This is a genomic window from Microbispora cellulosiformans (genome assembly GCF_008728085.1).
GTDB lineage: Bacteria > Actinomycetota > Actinomycetes > Streptosporangiales > Streptosporangiaceae > Microbispora > Microbispora amethystogenes.
This window is the reverse complement of sequence record NZ_VYTZ01000004.1, coordinates 511,403-527,655: the sequence shown is the minus strand read 5'-3', so window position 1 is coordinate 527,655 and position 16,253 is coordinate 511,403. Positions and strand designations below refer to the sequence as shown.

Genomic DNA, 16,253 nt, shown 5'->3' with positions numbered 1-16,253 from the left:
GTAACCACCCACCCGAAAGTGCGTACTTGATCGACCCGGGGCTCGCGACCAGCCTAACCGGCATGACCTCCACCGTTGAGAAGCCCGCGCTGTCCCTCCTCGGCCTGGGCGCGATGGGCGGCGCGCTCGCCCGCGCCTGGCTCGCGGCCGGCCACCCGGTGACCGTCTGGAACCGCACCGCCGCACGTGCCGAAGCGCTCGCCGACCAGGGCGCCCGCGTCGCCGCGACCCCCGCCGAGGCCGTGGCCGCGAGCGACCTCGTGATCGTCTGCCTGCTCGACCACGCCTCGGCCGGTGAGGTTCTCGACGGCGCCGACCCGTCCGGCAAGGACCTGGTCGACCTCACCACCGGCACCCCGGAGGAGGCCCGGGCCCGCGCCCGGTGGGCCGGTGAACGCGGGGCCCGCTTCCTGGACGGCGGCGTCATGGCGGTCCCGCCCATGATCGGCACGGCGGGCTCCGGGGCGTACGTCTTCTACAGCGGCTCCCGGGCGCTGTTCGAGGACCACGCGGGCACGCTGGCCGTACCCGCCGGAACCGTCTACGCGGGGGAGGACCCGGGGCTCGCCGCCCTCCTCGACGTCGCGCTGCTCAGCGCGATGACCGGGATGTTCGCCGGAGTCGCGCACGCCTTCGCCCTCACCAGGGACGACGTCGCCCCGAAGGAGTTCGCCGATCTCGTCGTGGGCTGGCTGAGGGCGATGGCCTCGTACGCGTACGGCGTCGCCGACCATCTGGACACCGGCGACTACACGAGGAACGTCACGTCCGGCCTGGCGATGATGGTCCGGGGCAACGCGACCCTGCTGCGTACGGCCGAAGAGCAGAGGGTCAGCCCCGAACTGCTCACCCCGTTCATGACCCTCATGGAGCGCAGGCTGGCCGGCGGCCATGACGGCGAGGGCACCACGGGGGTGATCGACCTGCTGCGCGTGCCGTGAGCGGCCCGCGGGCGGCCGGCTGGGCGTTGGTTATCCTGCGAGGAGATGCCGACCGTACGTGCGAGGTGAGGCCGTGACGGACCGCAGACCCCTCGGGATGAGCTTCGAGTCGTGGATCGACCGGCAGATCCGCGAGGCCGCCGAGCGCGGGGAGTTCGACAACCTGCCCGGAGCCGGAAAGCCCATCCCCGGCGCGGGCGAGCCGTACGACGAGATGTGGTGGATCAAGCAGAAGATGCGGGCGGAGAACCTGTCGTTCCCGCTGCCGGGGACGCTGGCGCTGCGCAAGGAGGCCGAGGAGGCCAGGGCGGCGGCGCTGGGCGCGCGGACCGAGGCCGAGGCGCGCGGGATCGCCGAGGAGATGAACGACAGGATCCGCGAGAGCTACCGCAGGCCCCTGTCGGGCCCACCGGTCGTGCAGCCGCTCATCGACGTGGACGAGGTCGCCGCCGGATGGCGGGCCGCCCACCCGGTCGCCGATCGGGCCGCCGAGACGGAACCCGCTCCCCCGCGCGCCCCGGCCAGGCGCTCCTTCCTCCGCCGCCTGTGGCGCCGCTGAACACCTGACGAAAGTCGGGTGAGAGACCTTCCGATCGTCCGCTGTGCCGCCCCCTGAGGGCTCATACCGTACGTGACCTGCGTACACGTGAGAGATCGGGGAGAAGACGGTGCGGACACGGAGAATCGCCGCGGTCGCCGGCCTGCTGGTGACACTGGCGGGGACGGCGGTAGCGGCGACGGCGGCGGCGAGCACCGCGGCGGGGGTCGCCGCCGAGCGGCCGGGCGAGGTGACACCGGCGGCGATCGACCGCTACGTGCGGTCGTATATGCGGCGGACCGGGCTGCCCGGCGCGATGGTGACGGTCGTCCGCGGCGAGCGGGTGGTGTACGCCGCCGGGCACGGGCACACGGCGGGCGGCGAGGCGATCACCGCGGACACGCCGATGCCGCTCGCCTCGATCTCCAAGTCGTTCACCGCGCTGGCGGTGCTCCGCCTCGCCGACGAGGGCAGGATCGACCTGGACGCCCCGGTGCGGCGGTATCTGCCGGAGTTCACGATGGCCGATCCCCGGGCCGGTGGGATCACCGTACGGCAGCTGCTCCAGCAGACCTCGGGCATGAGCGACCGGACCTTCCCCGAACTGACTCTCCCGGCGCCGGACACCCTCGAAAGCGCCGTCACGATGCTCCGGAACGCCCGGCTCGCGGCGACGCCGGGCACCCGGATGATCTACCACAATCCCAACTACGCGGTCGCGGCCCGGCTGGCCGAGGTGGTGTCGGGGACGCCGTTCGCCGGCTACCTGGCCGCCTCGGTGCTCAGCCCGCTCGGCATGACGTCCACCCGCACGGTGAACACGACGGAGGAGTTCCCCGGCGCGGGCGCCGGGTACGTCCGGGCCTACGGCCGGGTGATCGGGCGCGCGCATCCGAAGTGGTTCGTCAACGGCTCCTTCGGCGTCGTCAGCACCGCGAACGACATGGCCAGATGGCTGATCGCGCAGGACGGCGCGGGTCACGTCCTCCCGCCGGGCATCGTCAGGACGGCCCAGGCCCCCTCGGGCGTGGGCGGCAGCACGTACGGCATGGGCTGGTCGGCCGGCCGGACCGGCGGGGGAGCCCCCGTGCTGCGGCACACCGGCTGGCTGCTGACGCACAACTCGGCGCAGACGATCCTTCCCGCGAGCGGGTACGGCATCGCCGTCGTCACCAACACCGGCATGATCTCCGGCGACGACGCGGAGATCATCAGTGACGGCATCGCCGGGATGACCGAGGGCAGGCCGGCCCCGGACGCGGCGCCCTTCACGATGACGGCGGACTACTGGCTGGGCGGCCTGTCGCTGCTCAACCTCGCGCTCGGCGCGACGGGCGTGGTGCGCTCCGGTGGCTGGGCGCGCCGCCGTACGGGCGGGCCCTCGTGGCGGCTGGTCGCGCGGCTGGTCCCGTACGCGCTGCCTCCCGTGCTCTATCTCGGGCTCGCGGACCTGGCCGGGCTGCTGCTGAACCGGGCGGGCACGCTGGACCAGCTGACGTACGTCTGGCCCGCGTTGTACGTCTGGGCCGCCACCGGGGCGCTGGCCGCCGTCGCCGTCGTGGCCGCCCGCCTCGCCCGCACCGTGCTTCGGTAGCGTCCCACCATGAGGTCGGAGAGGTCAGAGATGATCCGGGTCCTGCTGGCCGACGACGAGGCGCTGATCCGGGCCGGGATCAGGAGCATCCTCGGCACGGCCGGCGACGTCGACGTGGTCGCCGAGGCGGCCGACGGGCGCGAGGCCGTGGACCTCGCCCTGCGCCACCGCCCGGACATCTGCCTGCTCGACGTGCGGATGCCGCGGCTCGACGGGCTCGGAGCCGCCGCCGAACTGCGGCGCGTCCTCCCCGAGATCGCGGTCGTGATGCTCACGACGTTCAACGAGGACGAGTACGTGACGAGCGCGCTCGGCTCCGGAGCCTCCGGTTTCCTGCTCAAGTCGGGTGATCCCCGGGAACTGATCGCCGGGGTCCGTGCGGTGGCCGCCGGCGGCGCGTACCTCTCCCCCGTCGTCACCCGCCAGGTGATCGCCCGCCTCCGTACGCGCGCGCACGGCGCGCCGGCGACCGCCCGCGACCGCCTGGACGAGCTGACCGAGCGGGAGCGCGAGGTGCTCGCGCTGGTCGGGGCCGCGCTGTCCAACGCCGAGATCGCCCGGCGGCTGCACCTCGTCGAGGGGACGGTCAAGGGGTACGTCAGCCAGATCCTCACCCGTCTCGGCCTGCGGAACCGGGTCCAGGCCGCGATCCTGGCGTACGAGGCGGGTCTCGTGCCCGCCATACCCGTGGATCGGAGGCCCTGAGCCGTGCGGGCGCGCCGGCTCCAGGACCTCGCGCTGTGGGCGGCGGTGTGCGTGCCGCCGGCCGCGGCGGCGCTGGACCCCGACGGGCGGACCCTCATGCCGCTGATCGCGGGTGTCCCGTTGTTCGGCGTCGCGACGGCGCTGGGCCGTGCCCGGCCGCTGACCGCGCTCGCCGTGCCGGTGGCGCTCACGCTGGCGCTGGACGCGCGGATGCTGGCTCCTCTGTACTGGACGTGGGCGGCGCTGGCGCTGTTCGGTTACCTGGCCGGACGCCGGAGCGTGAGCGGGCGCGCGGCCCTGTGGTTCTTCGCCGCCGTCGCCCTCTCCGGGCTGCCGCTGTCCGCCTTCGTCCTGCGGGACCTGTGGGGCTGGCCCACCCAGCTCCTCACCCTGCTGCTCGCGGTGGTGCTGCCGTGGCTGGCCGGCCGCTGGCATCGCCAGTACGCCGAACTGGTGGACACGGGCTGGCGTCTCGCCGACCGGATGGAGCGGGAACAGCGGGCCGTCGCGGGCCGGGCCAGGACCCGGGAGAGAGCCCGCATCGCCGGAGACATGCACGACTCGCTGGGCCACGACCTGACACTCCTCGCGGTGCGCGCCGGAGCCCTCGAACTGGATCCCGGGCTCGACGCGCGGCAGCGCGACGCCGTACGCGAGCTGCGTGAGGCCGCGGCGGAGGCCACGCACCGGCTCCGGGAGATCATCGGCGTGCTGCGGGAGGACGACTCCCTCGCACCACCCCGGGAGGAGAGCGTGGAGAGCCTCGTCGAGCGCGCCCGCGACTCGGGCGTCCCGGTCGTCGTCGAGCGGTCGAGCGGCACCGGCGGCCTGCCCCCGATGGCGGCGCTCGCCGTCCGCCGCGTGCTCCAGGAAGCCCTGACGAACGCCGCCAGGCACGCCCCCGGCGCGATCGTACGCGTCCGGCTCGTGCGGGACGAGAACGCGTTCAGGGTGCGGGTGGTGAACGACGCCGCCCCCGCCGCGCCTTCCGAGGCCACTGCGGGAGGGTCCGGGCTGGTGGGGCTCGACGAGCGGGTACGGCTCGCGGGCGGGACCCTGCGCAGCGGCCCGACCCCGGCGGGCGGTTTCGAGGTCTCCGCCGAGGTGCCGGTCGCCGGACGTGACGGGAACCCCCGGGGCCCCGGCTCCGAGGAGGGGCATGAGGGCGTCCGCGACGCCGCCGCCGCGGAGCTGGCCCTCGCCAGGCGCCGGATGCGGCGGCGGCTGGTGGAGGCGGCCGTGGTGCCCGTGGCGGTGCTCGCCGTGATCGCCCTGATCATGATCCCCCTCGGTTTCGTCAGCTCGTCCCTCTCGGTGCTCGACCGGGAGACGTACGAGGGACTGCACGTGGGTGTTCCGCGTGACGACGTGCGGGCCGGCCTTCCCCTGTTCACCAGGGACGGCCCGCCGGACGGAGCGCCGGCTCCGCCCGAGGGACAGGACTGCCTGTACTACACGGTGAAGAACGCCGACCGGCTCGCCTACCGGCTGTGCTTCCGCGACGACCGGCTGGCCTCGAAAGCCGTGGTGCCCTGAGCCGGGACAAAGCCTGAAACGCGTCCGGAGCGGGACCGCGAGCTGCTGGCCCTGGTCCCCGCGTCGCCGAGTCTGGTCGGCCGGATCTGGGAGGGCGCCGTGCGCGGCGGCGAGCAGACGGCGGAGGGGGGACGTCGCAAGGACGCGATCGGGACCATCGACGGCTGCGTCACAGCGGACTTTCCCTGTGCGATCGGCCTGAGGATCCCCGTCGGCTATTCGAAGAAGATCGACATCACACTCGGACGCCAGGGACGGGAGGGCGAGCGGTACACCATGCTCGCCTCCATCGACGCCCCCGGGGAACCGCTGCACTGCACCGGTTTCCGCGGCGCGCGCGTGGACCGGGTCGTCGCGCTCCTGCGCTCCAGAGGAGTGCCAGGCGCGGTCTTCGTCACCGCCGACGGCGAGCGCGCCACCGTACCCGGATCCTGGTACGTCCACGAGGGCGTGCTCAGGTCGGCGGGCACCGCCCGCCTGCTCGTGGGCCCCACGCACCGGCGACCCAGCGTCCCCGGTCCCCGCATGTGGGCCGACGACTGCCGGAAGGGCTCCTCCTGACCGTCGGGAAGACCGCGGGCCCGGCGTCTTCCGCGACGCCGGGCCCGCTCTGTCGTAGGCGGGTGCGATGATCGCCGCATCGTTTCCGGGAAGGGGCTTCAGATGAACGACTGGTTCGACGACGAGGCCGTGTGCGTCACCTACGTCCGTGACCTGCCGGCCGAGGAGGCGCTGCTCCGCATGGGCGCGACGATCGTCGCCGAGGCCGAGGGAGAGGAGGGCGAGATCGCCGCCTTCGAGGTCGGCGGCGGCGTCGTGTTGGTCGAGCCGAACGGCTTCGCCGGCACCCTGGACGAGGTCATGGCCCGCCTGTCGAAGGACACCGTGGCGGCCACCGTGTTCTTCAACGTGAACCTGGACCAGCAATTCGTGTACGCGGAGAACGGCGTGATCGTCACCGCCTTCGAGCCCGACCAGCCCGACAGCCGCGCCGGCAGCGACCCCGACCGGCTGCTGCGGCACATGCGCGACCTCGACATGGAGACGGACGGCGACCTGGTCAAGGCCGCCGAACTCGCGCAGGGAGTCACCGGGCTGGAACTGCCCGGCGACGACGCCGACCCCACCCTGATCGGCGTCCTCGCCGAGTACTGAGTCGTCTCCGTCCGCCGGCCGGCCTGCCGATCCTGATTCGAGGGGCACGCGTGACTGTCGTGATCCACAGTCCTCCGCACGACGAGGGCCCTTCTCTTCTGCTCCGGCTCTGGACGGAAGAGGACATCCCCGAGTTGATCGACGCCTACCGTGACCCCGTCATGCGCCGCTGGACCAGATTCCACGTCGACGACGAGCAGGATGCCCGGCGGTGGATCGAGCTTCAGTGGAAGGGCTGGCAGGACGGTGACCGGCTGAGCTTCGCCGTCGTGGAGCCCGAGGGGGGTCGCTCGCGCCTGGTGGCCAACGTGGTGGTGAAGGGTCTCGTCGCCGGTGGAGGCTCCGCCGACGTCGGTTACTGGACCACCCGTGAGGCACGCGGCCGGGGGATCGCCGGCCGGGCTCTGGAGTCGCTCACCACCTGGGCTTTCGACAGGTTCGCCAGGCAGGGCCTGGATACCCTCAGGCTGCTCCACCAGGTGGACAACCACGCGTCGTGCCGAGTGGCGCAGAAGTGCGGTTACGTCCTGGAAGAGGTCGTCCCGGCTCACCCGCCGTTCCCCAACGACGGACACGTTCACGTCCGGCGCGCTCCTCGCGGGATGCCTGGGCGCTGACCTGGGAGTGGGTCATCGGGTGACGTCCACCAGGACCTTGCCGACCACGCCGCGTTCCACCGCACGGTGCGCGTCGGCGGTGCGGCCGAGCGGGAAACGGACCAGCGGCAGGCCGTGTTCCTCGCCGACCGGCAGTGCGCCGTCGCGGACCGCGGCGGCGACGTCCTCGGCGGCCGCGGCGCGCGCCGCAGGACCAGCCGTGTAGAGCACCAGGAACTGCATGCGGGCGTTCAGCACCATGGTCCGTGGCACGTTGAGTTCGACCGGTCTGCCACCTTCGTTGGCGTACGTCGAGATCGTGCCTCGCGTGCGCAGCACGGCGAGGTCCAGCGCGAGGTTCGCACCGAGCGCCACCTCGGCGACGATGTCGACGCCGTCCGGGGTGATCGTACGGATCTCGGCGGCAGGGTCGCCCGCACGGTAGTCGACCACGTGGTGGGCGCCGGCTGCGGTGGCCAGCCGGGCCTTCTCCGGGCCGCTGACCGTGCTGATCACGGTGGCGCCGGCCCATCGGGCGAGCTGGATCACCGCGTGCCCGACCGCTCCGGCCCCGCCCGCGGCGAGCACCACCCTGCCGTCGAGCGCACCGGGCCGCAGGCGGCGCGGCCCGTCCTCGGCGACGGTGAGCGCGCGGTGCGCGGTGAGCGCGGGGACGCCGAGTGCGGCGCCGACGTCGAAACCGGCCTCACCGGGCAGCGGCACGGCCTGATCGGCGGGTACGACGGTGAACTCGGCGGCGGTGCCGGTGGGCCGCCCGGCGGCGGCCATGAACAGCCAGACCCGCTGACCGATCCGGCTTCGATCGACTCCCTCACCGACCGCGTCGATGACGCCGGCGCCGTCCAGGTGCGGGGTGACCTCCGGGAACCGCTTGGGTCCGGTGGCGCCGGAGCGGGCCTGCGAGTCGGCCGGGTTGACCCCGGACACCGCGACCCGGACGCGCACCTCGCCGGGCCCGGGTGCGGGCAGGTCGCGGTCGACGAGCCGGAGTACGTCGGGGCCGCCGTTGTCGCGGTAGACGATCGCCTTCATGATCCGTCCTTCTCCGCCTAGCCGATCGGGACTTCGCTGGAGCGGGACTCGACCGCGTCGAGGGCGGCACGGGTGGCGTCGTCGAAGGTGATCTCGCCGACCGCCATGTTGGCCTCCAGGTGGCCGGGGTCGGCGGTGCCGGGGATGAGCAGCACGTTCGGGGCGTGGTGCAGCAGCCAGGCCAGGCCGACCTGGGCGGGCGTGACGCCCAGCGACTCGGCCACGGCGTGGACGATCGGCTCGTCGGTGAGCTTGGGCAGGCCCGGAAAGGCCCCGCCGAGCGGGAAGAACGGCACCCACGCGATGCCCTCGGCCGCGCACAACCGCAGCATGTCCTCGTCGTCGCGGGAGACAAGGCTGTACGCGTTCTGCACGCAGACGATGCCCGCCGGCAGGGCGCGGCGCAGGCCGTCGAGGGTCACGCTGCCCAGGCCGATCGCGCCGATCTTGCCCTCGTCGCGCAGGGCGGTCATGACGGCGAGCTGGTCGTCGAGGTCGACCACCTGGTCGCCCTGGGGACGCAGCCCCGGGCCGGAGTCCGCGCGCCGGAGATTGACCACGGCGAGCCGGTCGACGCCGAGGCTGCGCAGGTTGTCCTCGACACCGGCCCGCAGTTGTTCGGGCCGCTGCGCCATCCGCAGCGGCAGACGCCCGCCCGGGTTCGGCTCGGCCCCGACCTTCGTGACGACCACCACGTCGTCTTCGGGGCGTACGGCTTCGCGGATCACGGCGTTGGCGAAGCCGAAGCCGTAGAACTCGGCGGTGTCGACGTGGTTCACGCCCAGCTCGACCGCGCGTCGCACCAGCGCGACGGCCTCGTCGCGACGGTCGTGCAGGCGGTCGAGCTGGGCCGCGCCGTAGCCGACCCGGGACACGGTACGGCCGGCGAAGGAAGCAGTAGGAGTGCTCATGGCCACACCGTACAAACGATTGATGACAGATTTCAATATTTGTCATCTGTCGAACATGGTTTGACGGCCGTCAGCCCATTGACGTACGTTCCGCTGCGGGGGCCGGAGACCGCCTCGTACCAGCTCGACAGGGAGATCCGATGCGCGGAGAGCCACTCGACGCGGAGACGATCGTGTCGGCGACCGAGGAGGTGCTGCGCCGTCACGGGCCGGAGAAGACCACGGTGCTCGACGTCGCACGGGTGCTGGGCGTGAGCCACGGCAGCGTGTACCGGCACTTCCCGTCCAAGGCGGCGCTGCGCGAGGCCGTGATCCGGCGCTGGCTCGACCGGGTGCGGGAGGATCTCGTGGCGGCGGTTCAGGACGCCGAACTGACCCCGCCCGAGCGGCTACGCGGCCTGCTCACCTCCATGTTCGCCGTCAAGTGGGCGAAGGCGAGGGAAGACCCGGAGCTGTTCGCCACCTTCCGGGTGCTTGCGGCCGAGCACAGCACCGAGTCGCGGTCTCATCTCACGTTCCTGCTCGACCAGATCCGCGCCGTCGTCGCCGACGGCGTGGCCGGCGGCGACTTCGCGCCCTGCGATCCGGAGGTGACCGCGCGAGCCGTCTACAACGCGAGCACCCGATTTCTCGATCCGAGGCACGCCCCGGAATGGCAGTCCCCGGAGATCGAGGCGGAGGCCGCGAGTGTCATCTCGCTCATCCTCGACGGCATGAGGGCGCGGTGACGGCCGTCAGGTCATGACGCCGCCCGGGCGGCAAGCTCGTCCTGGTTGTCGGCGGCCCACTGCGCGAGTTGCGCGAGGGGCCCGTTCGCGAACGACTCGCCCAGCGGGGAGAGCCGATAGACCGCGCCCGCCTGGCCGCCGCCTTTCAGGACGAGTCCGCGCGCCCGCAGACGTCGCAGGGCCTCGGTCAGAACCTTGTCGCTGACTCCCGCGATGCGCGTGAGCAGTTCCCTGCGCCGCGTCGGCCCGAGGCGCAGGGCCGAGAGCACGACGGGATCCCAGGCGTGGCTGATGAGCTCGGCCGCGGCGCGTACCTGGCAGTCGGAGACGAACGTCTGACAGGACCCATCGATCACGGATCCAGTCTCACATCGGTCGCCTACCGGATGGTAGGAGCGTCGTTCGTAGCGTTCCCCGGGAAGCCTTTCGAGACAGAGGAGATCGCTGTGAACCTGGGGATCTTGGGCAACGGGAACCTCGCCGTAACGCTTGGCCGAGCCTGGGCCGCGGCAGGGCATTCGCTGCTGGTGGCAGGGCGCGACCCGATGCGCGCCCGCCGGGCCGCCGGCCGGATCGGCCCCGCGGCGGAGGCCGCCGACCCCGCCGGCCTCGCGGCCCGGGTCGACGCGCTCGTGATCGCGGTCGCCTGGGAAGGGCTGGAGGGGGCGCTCTCCCTCGTCGGCGGCCCCCAGGGGGCGCTGGCCGGCATGACCGTGATCGACTGCACCAACCCGGTCGACCACGCGACCGGTGACCTGAAGCCGGCGTCCGGCTCGGCCGCGGCACTCGTGGCTGATGCGGCTCCCGGTGCGCGCGTGGTGAAGGCGCTCCACCTGTTCGCCGGAGCTTCGTGGCCGTACGCGGGTCCGCGGGAGTCGGCGCCGGTCGTGGCCATCTGCGGTGACGAGCCAGAAGCCCTCGACCACGCCGCGGCACTGATCGGAGATCTCGGCGGACGGGCCGCGGTGGTCGGCGGGCTCGGCGGCGCCCGGCAGTTGGAGGAGGCCGCCGGATTCGTCATGCGAGTCGTCGCAGCGGGTCACAACCCGAGGCTCGCCGTCCCGGACGTGGACCCGGCACTCCTCCGAGCAGCCGGGACGACGACAGACTGAGCTTGAGTGAATACTGTGGGCACTGTTAGCTTCACCCGGTGGACGACATGCCTGCACGGGCGGAGGCGATCGAGGACTTCGCGGCGGCACTGCGACAACTCCGCAAATCGGTCGGCAACCCACCTTTCCGGGAAATGTCTGGCCGGTCGGGGGCGATCTCCCACACGACGTTGCACGAAGCCACGAAGGGCAACCGGCTCCCCAGTTGGGAGACCACCACCGAGTTCGTCAAGGCGTGCGGCGCGGACCCGGCCGCGTACCGCGAACGCTGGGAGAGAGCGAACCTGGCGGTCAGATCGGCGGGCGCCGGGCTCGAAGCCTTCGCCACGGACGTCGCGTCGCAACCCCCACGGCCGGCCGGCGAGATCGCGGGCGACGTCCGGCCGGTCCCCTCCGCGCCAGGGGGCCGAGGGCGATTCCGGCCCCGCCCGGCCGCGCTCGCGGTGGCGGCCGTCGGTGCGGCGACAGCGGTCCTCGTCGTGGTCGCCGTCAATCGTGGCTCCGGCACCGACGGGCACGGCCTGGACCCGTCCGAGAGCCCGTCGAATTCCGGGCTGTCGGCGGCCGACTGCCCGGTGCACGCCACCAACCCGCCGTCGAGCCCGCCCGCGCACGAAGGCGATTCGGCGAAGTTCATCGGGGACATCACGCTGCCCGACTGCACGCGCGTCGGCCCCCGCCAGACCCTGACCAAGGTATGGCGGCTCAAGAACGCCGGGACGGTGCCGTGGAAGGGATATTCGTTGCATCGCCTCGACCTCCCGCAGCGACCTGATCAATGCCAGACCGTGTCCGACGTACCGATCAAGGACACGCGCCCCGGAGAGATGGTCGACATCCGGACCGAGATCACCACCCCGAGCAAGCCGGGCCTGTGCTACGTGCGGTTCAAGATGATGGAGGGTTCGGGACGGGTCGCGTTCCCCGGAGGCCGGCCGCTCAACTTCCAGGTCATCGTCGGCTGACGCCTGATCCCCGCCGTACGTGACACGGCGGGGACCAGGGGCGGAGGTGTCCGGGGATTCAGTCGAGGACGATCCCCTTGTAGTAGTACCTGAGGATCCTGGCGTAGCTCCAGCCCGCCTCGGCCTTGTCGCGAGAGCCGTTCTGCGACATCCAGTCGCCGGTGGCCCAATTGCCGCATGCCGTCGTCGTGGAGCAGTACTGCGCCTTGAAGATCTTCCCACCACGCGTCATCCGGACGCCCCACGTGGCGTCCACCGCGGCGTTCGTCGCCGCCGTCGCGGAGCCGGGCTTGTACATCTGGCTGGACGTATGGTCGGTGACGTCGTAGCACTGGCCGCTCGGCGTCCTGCTCGCCGACCTCAGCGCCCAGTACCAGCCGAAGTTCTTGACGGCGATCGCCCCGGCCTTGAGGGACTCCCTTGGCCAGTGCGACCGCCACTCGTTGGGCAGGACGTTCTTGACGTAGGTCTTGAACTCCACCCGGTCCACGCGGTTGAGGGATTTCCGGTAGACGAGGATCGTCGTGGGCAGCCTGCTGTGCGTCCCGTCGGTCTTGCACCCGGTCGGCGGTGCGGAGCTCAGGAATCGGTGGGAGGCGTTCTGGTTCTTGAGGCCGGGCTTGAGGTTGCCCCTGGCACCGGGTGCGAAGTCCTGGTAGACGCTGCCGCCGTAGTTGCTGTTGAAGTAGACCCGGACGGTCTTACCGCTGCGGTTCCAGACCGAGGCGGCGGCGTTCTTGACACACTTGCCCTTACCGGCCCCGGGTCCCTTGAAGTCGAAGCAGGAGGGCTGCCGGGTGCCGTAGTCGGCCACCGATCCGGTGAAGTCGGACAGCGATCCCTTGGTGCCGCTGTTGAAGTAGTAACAGAACTCACCCGCCTCGCACACGCCGTTGCGAGTGGCCGCCGAAGCGGGCGAAGCGGTGGCGAGCACCGCCCCACCGAGCACGGTCGCGGCGGCCGCCGCGGCCAGGGGCGAGATCAGTCGTGCGGTTCGTGGAGACACTGTCGCCTTCCTCTGCGTCAGCGGACGTTGTAGCCCTGGGAGACCCAGAACGAGTTCGGGTTCGGGTTGCTCAGATTCGGGTCGCCGACGCTCTTGGCTGCGAGCTTCTGCCGTCCGGGGCGCATCTCGACGTGGGTGTGCGCGGCCTTCCTGGACGACACCCCGTGCCACGCCTCGTTCGCGATGATCTGGCCGCGCGAGATCTGCTGGCCCACACGCAGCGAGGACAGCGGAGCGGAGTGCAGGTAGATGATCGTCTTGTTCGACGAGGCGTTGTAGACAGCGATGGTGGAGAGCCCCTTGCCGCCGTTGCGCCCGTACACGACGTTGATGATCTGACCGCTGACCAGGGCGTGGACAGCCGAACCAACGCTGCGCTTGATGTCGATGCCCTCATGCCGGCCGGAGGTGTGGACGTAACCGTCGAAGCCGCAGCTGATGTAGCCGCCGCCCGTGGTGTACAGCGCGTACGACATGTTGACGCGCGTCGACGACGACGGGCCGAACTGGTGGGAGGCGTTCTGGTTCTTGAGGCCGGGCTTGAGGTTGCCCCTGGCACCGGGTGCGAAGTCCTGGTAGACGCTGCCGCCGTAGTTGCTGTTGAAGTAGACGCGGACGGTCTTACCGCTGCGGTTCCAGACCGAGGCGGCGGCGTTCTTGACACACTTGCCCTTACCGGCGCCCGGTCCCTTGAAGTCGAAGCAGGAGGGCTGCCGGGTGCCGTAGTCGGCCACCGATCCGGTGAAGTCGGACAGCGATCCCTTGGTGCCGCTGTTGAAGTAGTAACAGAACTCACCCGCCTCGCACACGCCGTTGCGAGTGGCCGCCGAAGCGGGCGAGGCGGTGGCGAGCACCGCCCCGCCAAGCACGGTCGCGGCGGCCGCCGTGGTGAGGATCTTCTTGAGCGTTCCCATGATGTTCTCCTTCGTGTTCGTGCAGCCTGGGTTTCGGGTGGTCAGCGGCGCTGGTACTCCTCCCAGGTGCGGATGGTCACCTTCGGGCCGTCGTCCGGGCCCCGGCCGGCGAGCCCGTTCAGGCCGAGGTAGTAGTCACCGATCTGGTGCTGGGCCTGGCTGGAGAGGTCGGTGTCGTTGATGGCGGCGGCGTGGATGTGCCACGGCCAGTCGGCCTGATCGGGGTTACGCACCCAGGCCGCGAAGCCGACACGTCGCAACGCACGGACGACGGCGACGCGGGTGGCGGAACTCATCCGCTCGACCGAGATGTCGACGACGCCGCCGCCGTCGTGGGTGCCCGCGGACGTGGGGTCACCGCCGCGGTTGTACGACCCCTGCAACAGCACGAGATCGCGGCCGAGCAGCCGCTCCGCCTCGACCAGCATGTTCCGCGTGCGGGTGTCGACCACGACGCCACCGACGGACACCCGAGCACCTGGCCCGATGGTGTGGGTGACCGTGAAACGGCCGGCTCCGAGCCTGGTGAGCGACGCCTTGCCCGGAAGGCCGTCGGCGGCGAGACCGGTGAGGCCGAGCGACCTCTGGAACCTCGCGAAGGCGACGACCGTCGTGGTGCCGAAGTAACCGTCCACCCACTTCGCGTCGAGCAGGTGCCGGTCGCGCAGGGCCCGCTCGACGAGTAGCACGCCGGCCCTGGCGCCCGGGGTCGGCTTGCCGTCAGACCGCCGCGGGTCGATCTGGGCCGCCTTGACAGTGGCCTCCATGTTCACGCGTGGAAGGGCCCTGACGTCGGCTGCCCGCGCCGCCGGCATCCCGGACACTCCGGTCAGGCAGGCGAGCAGGGCGGCGGCGAATGACGGCGACTTCATCGTTTCTCCTGTTGGCGAGCGCTGACAGGTGATTCCTGCCGGCGGATCCACGGTTTCGGATCGCTCGCGCTGTCCACAACGAGATCGTGTTGTCAGCCTGTTCGACGTGCTCCCCGTACAGGCGTACGCGCCGTCTGACAGGCGATTCCGTGGCGAGCGAGTCGCGCGGGCGCCGCGAAGCGAGCACCGATGGTGGCCGTTTCGAGCGCTCTACTGCACCGACCGGAACGGAACGTCAGTCGGGAAGGCACACTCAGATGCTCTGGCAATCCCCGAAAGCGTGGAGACATTTCGATGCGGCGATGGCCTCCTGAGCCCTCCCCTTGGCCGCTTTTCGAGCAGCTGTAATCCGTTGTCACGCGGCGATCAGGCACTGGATCGCCCGCGCACCCCAAGAGGTCCTCCAACATCTCGGGGCCCGGCGAGATCCACGGACCGGTGAATTCCGCCCCGGCCAGCCGCATGCCGAGGAGGCGCGCCCCGGGCCCGGCGAGCTGGTGCGAGGCCGCCTGGGCTCTCTCCGCGATATGGGGCACCGGCCTTTCGGCCAGGCCTTGCCATTGCCGGGAAGTAGGGGGATAAGCCAAGATCGATGGGTGATCCGCTGTGGCATGCGCCCCGGTCCACCATCGGAGGGTAGACAAGTGATCAGGTCTGTTACGAAGGTCGTCGCCGTGACGGCCTTGGCCGTCGGCGTTCTCGCGGCCAATCCGGCATACACGGCGTACGCGGCCTCCGCCCCCTACACTCCGGAGGGCGTCTGCGGGCCGGGGTTCGCCCGGGTGAAGGACGGCTCCCGTCCCCTCAAGTCCGGACGTGACACCTTCGGCTATGTCTACCTCATGTACAACCGCAGGACCGGTTACAACTGCGTGGTCAGCATCAAGACCGCCTTCTACCGGACCGCCACCTACACCACTGCCACCCTGACGGTGAAGGGCAGCAAGCCGAAGACCGACGCGGGCAAATTCAAGTACTACGCCGGGCCGGTCAAGGTGAAGGCGCGCGGCAAGTGCGTCTCGTATTGGGGCAGCACCCGAGACACCCGGCTGGACTTCGCCGAGGCGACCGGTGGCCGCAAGACCTTTGGCAACTGCGGGTAGCGAAGCCCCAAGCGCCAGGCCACCCGGTCACTGAACCCGTCCGGCATTGAACCGCGCCGGGATTGCTGGAGGCTTTGGTATTCCCAGGTCAAGTGGACGTACATTGCTGGATTCTTGTGCCACTCGCTGAGAGAAAAGTGGCATAGGACGGCGTGGCCACCCGCCGGAGTTCCGCCGAAAGGTACTGAACCTGATCAAGGTTGGACGTAAGGTCATCGACTCGGCCGCGATCTGGACATCAGCACGTAGACGATCTACACGTGGCGGCGGCAGGATCGCATCGACCGCGGGCTGGATCCGGGGTTGACCAGCACGGAGAAGGCCGAGCTGCTCGCGGCCAAGCGGATGCCGGCATGGGCATCCTCGCCGCCGCTCGCGCCCTCGGGCTCGACTTCATTCCGGTGGCTCAGGAGCCCTACGACCTGGTACTCCGCGCCAACGAGATCTCCGAGGAACTACTGGCAGCGGATATTGGATGAAGGCTCCGTTCACCCAGATCGGGCCTTGACCGCACCGTGATCCGG

Annotated in this window: 19 protein-coding genes; 13 read left to right on the top strand and 6 right to left on the bottom strand. The window is 71.1% G+C overall.

Going from position 1 to position 16,253, the window contains the following annotated elements:
- Positions 1-62 precede the first annotated feature (62 nt).
- From F5972_RS13700 to F5972_RS13665, 8 genes are all read left to right on the top strand, one after another.
- Complete coding sequence (locus tag F5972_RS13700) at positions 63-941, top strand: NAD(P)-dependent oxidoreductase (RefSeq protein WP_150933823.1); 879 nt, start codon at positions 63-65, stop codon at positions 939-941.
- Between the two features lie 73 nt (positions 942-1,014).
- Positions 1,015-1,500 carry a DnaJ family domain-containing protein gene (locus F5972_RS13695; protein WP_150933822.1) on the top strand — a complete coding sequence of 162 codons (486 nt, stop codon included), beginning with the start codon at positions 1,015-1,017 and terminating at the stop codon, positions 1,498-1,500.
- A gap of 109 nt (positions 1,501-1,609) precedes the next feature.
- The gene (locus F5972_RS13690) at positions 1,610-3,073 is read left to right on the top strand and encodes a serine hydrolase domain-containing protein (RefSeq protein WP_225311445.1); all 1,464 of its coding nucleotides are present in this window, start codon (positions 1,610-1,612) and stop codon (positions 3,071-3,073) included.
- A gap of 30 nt (positions 3,074-3,103) precedes the next feature.
- Positions 3,104-3,778, top strand: a complete 675-nt coding sequence (locus F5972_RS13685) for a response regulator (protein WP_150933962.1) — start codon at positions 3,104-3,106, stop codon at positions 3,776-3,778.
- A 3-nt stretch (positions 3,779-3,781) separates the two neighbouring features.
- Positions 3,782-5,314 (top strand): sensor histidine kinase, encoded by a 1,533-nt coding sequence (locus F5972_RS13680; protein WP_225311444.1) that lies wholly within the window; start codon positions 3,782-3,784, stop codon positions 5,312-5,314.
- 99 nt (positions 5,315-5,413) lie between these two features.
- Entirely contained in the window at positions 5,414-5,875 is a 462-nt protein-coding gene (locus F5972_RS13675) for a hypothetical protein (protein ID WP_150933821.1), read from the top strand.
- Between the two features lie 102 nt (positions 5,876-5,977).
- Entirely contained in the window at positions 5,978-6,469 is a 492-nt protein-coding gene (locus F5972_RS13670) for a DUF6461 domain-containing protein (protein WP_150933820.1), read from the top strand.
- 50 nt (positions 6,470-6,519) lie between these two features.
- Entirely contained in the window at positions 6,520-7,086 is a 567-nt protein-coding gene (locus tag F5972_RS13665; protein ID WP_150933819.1) for a GNAT family N-acetyltransferase, read from the top strand.
- A 12-nt stretch (positions 7,087-7,098) separates the two neighbouring features.
- Here the strand turns inward: F5972_RS13665 and F5972_RS13660 are convergent, their stop codons facing one another.
- Both F5972_RS13660 and F5972_RS13655 read right to left on the bottom strand, forming a co-directional pair.
- On the bottom strand, positions 7,099-8,118 hold the full coding sequence (locus F5972_RS13660; RefSeq protein ID WP_150933818.1) for an NADPH:quinone reductase: 1,020 nt from the start codon (positions 8,116-8,118) through the stop codon (positions 7,099-7,101).
- A 17-nt stretch (positions 8,119-8,135) separates the two neighbouring features.
- A complete protein-coding gene (locus F5972_RS13655; RefSeq protein WP_150933817.1) occupies positions 8,136-9,029 on the bottom strand; it encodes an aldo/keto reductase in 894 nt (297 codons plus the stop codon).
- A gap of 140 nt (positions 9,030-9,169) precedes the next feature.
- Here F5972_RS13655 and F5972_RS13650 point away from each other — a divergent pair, with 140 nt between their 5' ends.
- The gene (locus F5972_RS13650; RefSeq protein ID WP_150933816.1) at positions 9,170-9,757 is read left to right on the top strand and encodes a TetR family transcriptional regulator; all 588 of its coding nucleotides are present in this window, start codon (positions 9,170-9,172) and stop codon (positions 9,755-9,757) included.
- A gap of 11 nt (positions 9,758-9,768) precedes the next feature.
- On the opposite strand, the gene F5972_RS13645 is transcribed toward F5972_RS13650, so the two are convergent.
- Positions 9,769-10,113, bottom strand: coding sequence for a winged helix-turn-helix transcriptional regulator (locus F5972_RS13645; protein ID WP_150933815.1), 345 nt, complete (start codon positions 10,111-10,113; stop codon positions 9,769-9,771).
- A 90-nt stretch (positions 10,114-10,203) separates the two neighbouring features.
- Between F5972_RS13645 and F5972_RS13640 the strand changes: the two genes are divergently transcribed.
- Both F5972_RS13640 and F5972_RS13635 read left to right on the top strand, forming a co-directional pair.
- Complete coding sequence (locus F5972_RS13640; protein WP_191910118.1) at positions 10,204-10,869, top strand: NADPH-dependent F420 reductase; 666 nt, start codon at positions 10,204-10,206, stop codon at positions 10,867-10,869.
- 47 nt (positions 10,870-10,916) lie between these two features.
- Positions 10,917-11,834 carry an NBR1-Ig-like domain-containing protein gene (locus F5972_RS13635; protein WP_225311479.1) on the top strand — a complete coding sequence of 306 codons (918 nt, stop codon included), beginning with the start codon at positions 10,917-10,919 and terminating at the stop codon, positions 11,832-11,834.
- 58 nt (positions 11,835-11,892) lie between these two features.
- On the opposite strand, the gene F5972_RS13630 is transcribed toward F5972_RS13635, so the two are convergent.
- The 3 genes from F5972_RS13630 to F5972_RS13620 are packed head-to-tail and all read right to left on the bottom strand — an operon-like array spanning position 11,893 to position 14,626.
- Positions 11,893-12,840, bottom strand: coding sequence for a SpoIID/LytB domain-containing protein (locus tag F5972_RS13630; protein WP_150933813.1), 948 nt, complete (start codon positions 12,838-12,840; stop codon positions 11,893-11,895).
- Between the two features lie 17 nt (positions 12,841-12,857).
- The gene (locus tag F5972_RS13625) at positions 12,858-13,754 is read right to left on the bottom strand and encodes a peptidase inhibitor family I36 protein (protein WP_150933812.1); all 897 of its coding nucleotides are present in this window, start codon (positions 13,752-13,754) and stop codon (positions 12,858-12,860) included.
- A gap of 41 nt (positions 13,755-13,795) precedes the next feature.
- Positions 13,796-14,626, bottom strand: coding sequence for a peptidoglycan-binding protein (locus tag F5972_RS13620; RefSeq protein ID WP_150933811.1), 831 nt, complete (start codon positions 14,624-14,626; stop codon positions 13,796-13,798).
- 644 nt (positions 14,627-15,270) lie between these two features.
- Here F5972_RS13620 and F5972_RS13615 point away from each other — a divergent pair.
- Positions 15,271-15,729: a hypothetical protein gene (locus F5972_RS13615; protein ID WP_150933810.1), complete on the top strand. Its 459-nt coding sequence runs from the start codon at positions 15,271-15,273 to the stop codon at positions 15,727-15,729.
- A gap of 260 nt (positions 15,730-15,989) precedes the next feature.
- The gene (locus tag F5972_RS13610) at positions 15,990-16,208 is read left to right on the top strand and encodes a substrate-binding domain-containing protein (protein ID WP_225311443.1); all 219 of its coding nucleotides are present in this window, start codon (positions 15,990-15,992) and stop codon (positions 16,206-16,208) included.
- Positions 16,209-16,253 lie beyond the last annotated feature (45 nt).

What these genes read in the sequence shown, in the direction of transcription:
- F5972_RS13700 (WP_150933823.1), top strand. Translation starts at nt 63, where the DNA reads ATGACCTCCACCGTTGAGAAGCCCGCGCTGTCCCTCCTCGGCCTGGGC.
- F5972_RS13685 (WP_150933962.1), top strand. Translation starts at nt 3,104, where the DNA reads ATGATCCGGGTCCTGCTGGCCGACGACGAGGCGCTGATCCGGGCCGGG.
- F5972_RS13670 (WP_150933820.1), top strand. Translation starts at nt 5,978, where the DNA reads ATGAACGACTGGTTCGACGACGAGGCCGTGTGCGTCACCTACGTCCGT.
- F5972_RS13660 (WP_150933818.1), bottom strand. Translation starts at nt 8,118, where the DNA reads ATGAAGGCGATCGTCTACCGCGACAACGGCGGCCCCGACGTACTCCGG.
- F5972_RS13655 (WP_150933817.1), bottom strand. Translation starts at nt 9,029, where the DNA reads ATGAGCACTCCTACTGCTTCCTTCGCCGGCCGTACCGTGTCCCGGGTC.
- F5972_RS13650 (WP_150933816.1), top strand. Translation starts at nt 9,170, where the DNA reads ATGCGCGGAGAGCCACTCGACGCGGAGACGATCGTGTCGGCGACCGAG.
- F5972_RS13635 (WP_225311479.1), top strand. Translation starts at nt 10,917, where the DNA reads ATGCCTGCACGGGCGGAGGCGATCGAGGACTTCGCGGCGGCACTGCGA.
- F5972_RS13625 (WP_150933812.1), bottom strand. Translation starts at nt 13,754, where the DNA reads ATGGGAACGCTCAAGAAGATCCTCACCACGGCGGCCGCCGCGACCGTG.
- F5972_RS13620 (WP_150933811.1), bottom strand. Translation starts at nt 14,626, where the DNA reads ATGAAGTCGCCGTCATTCGCCGCCGCCCTGCTCGCCTGCCTGACCGGA.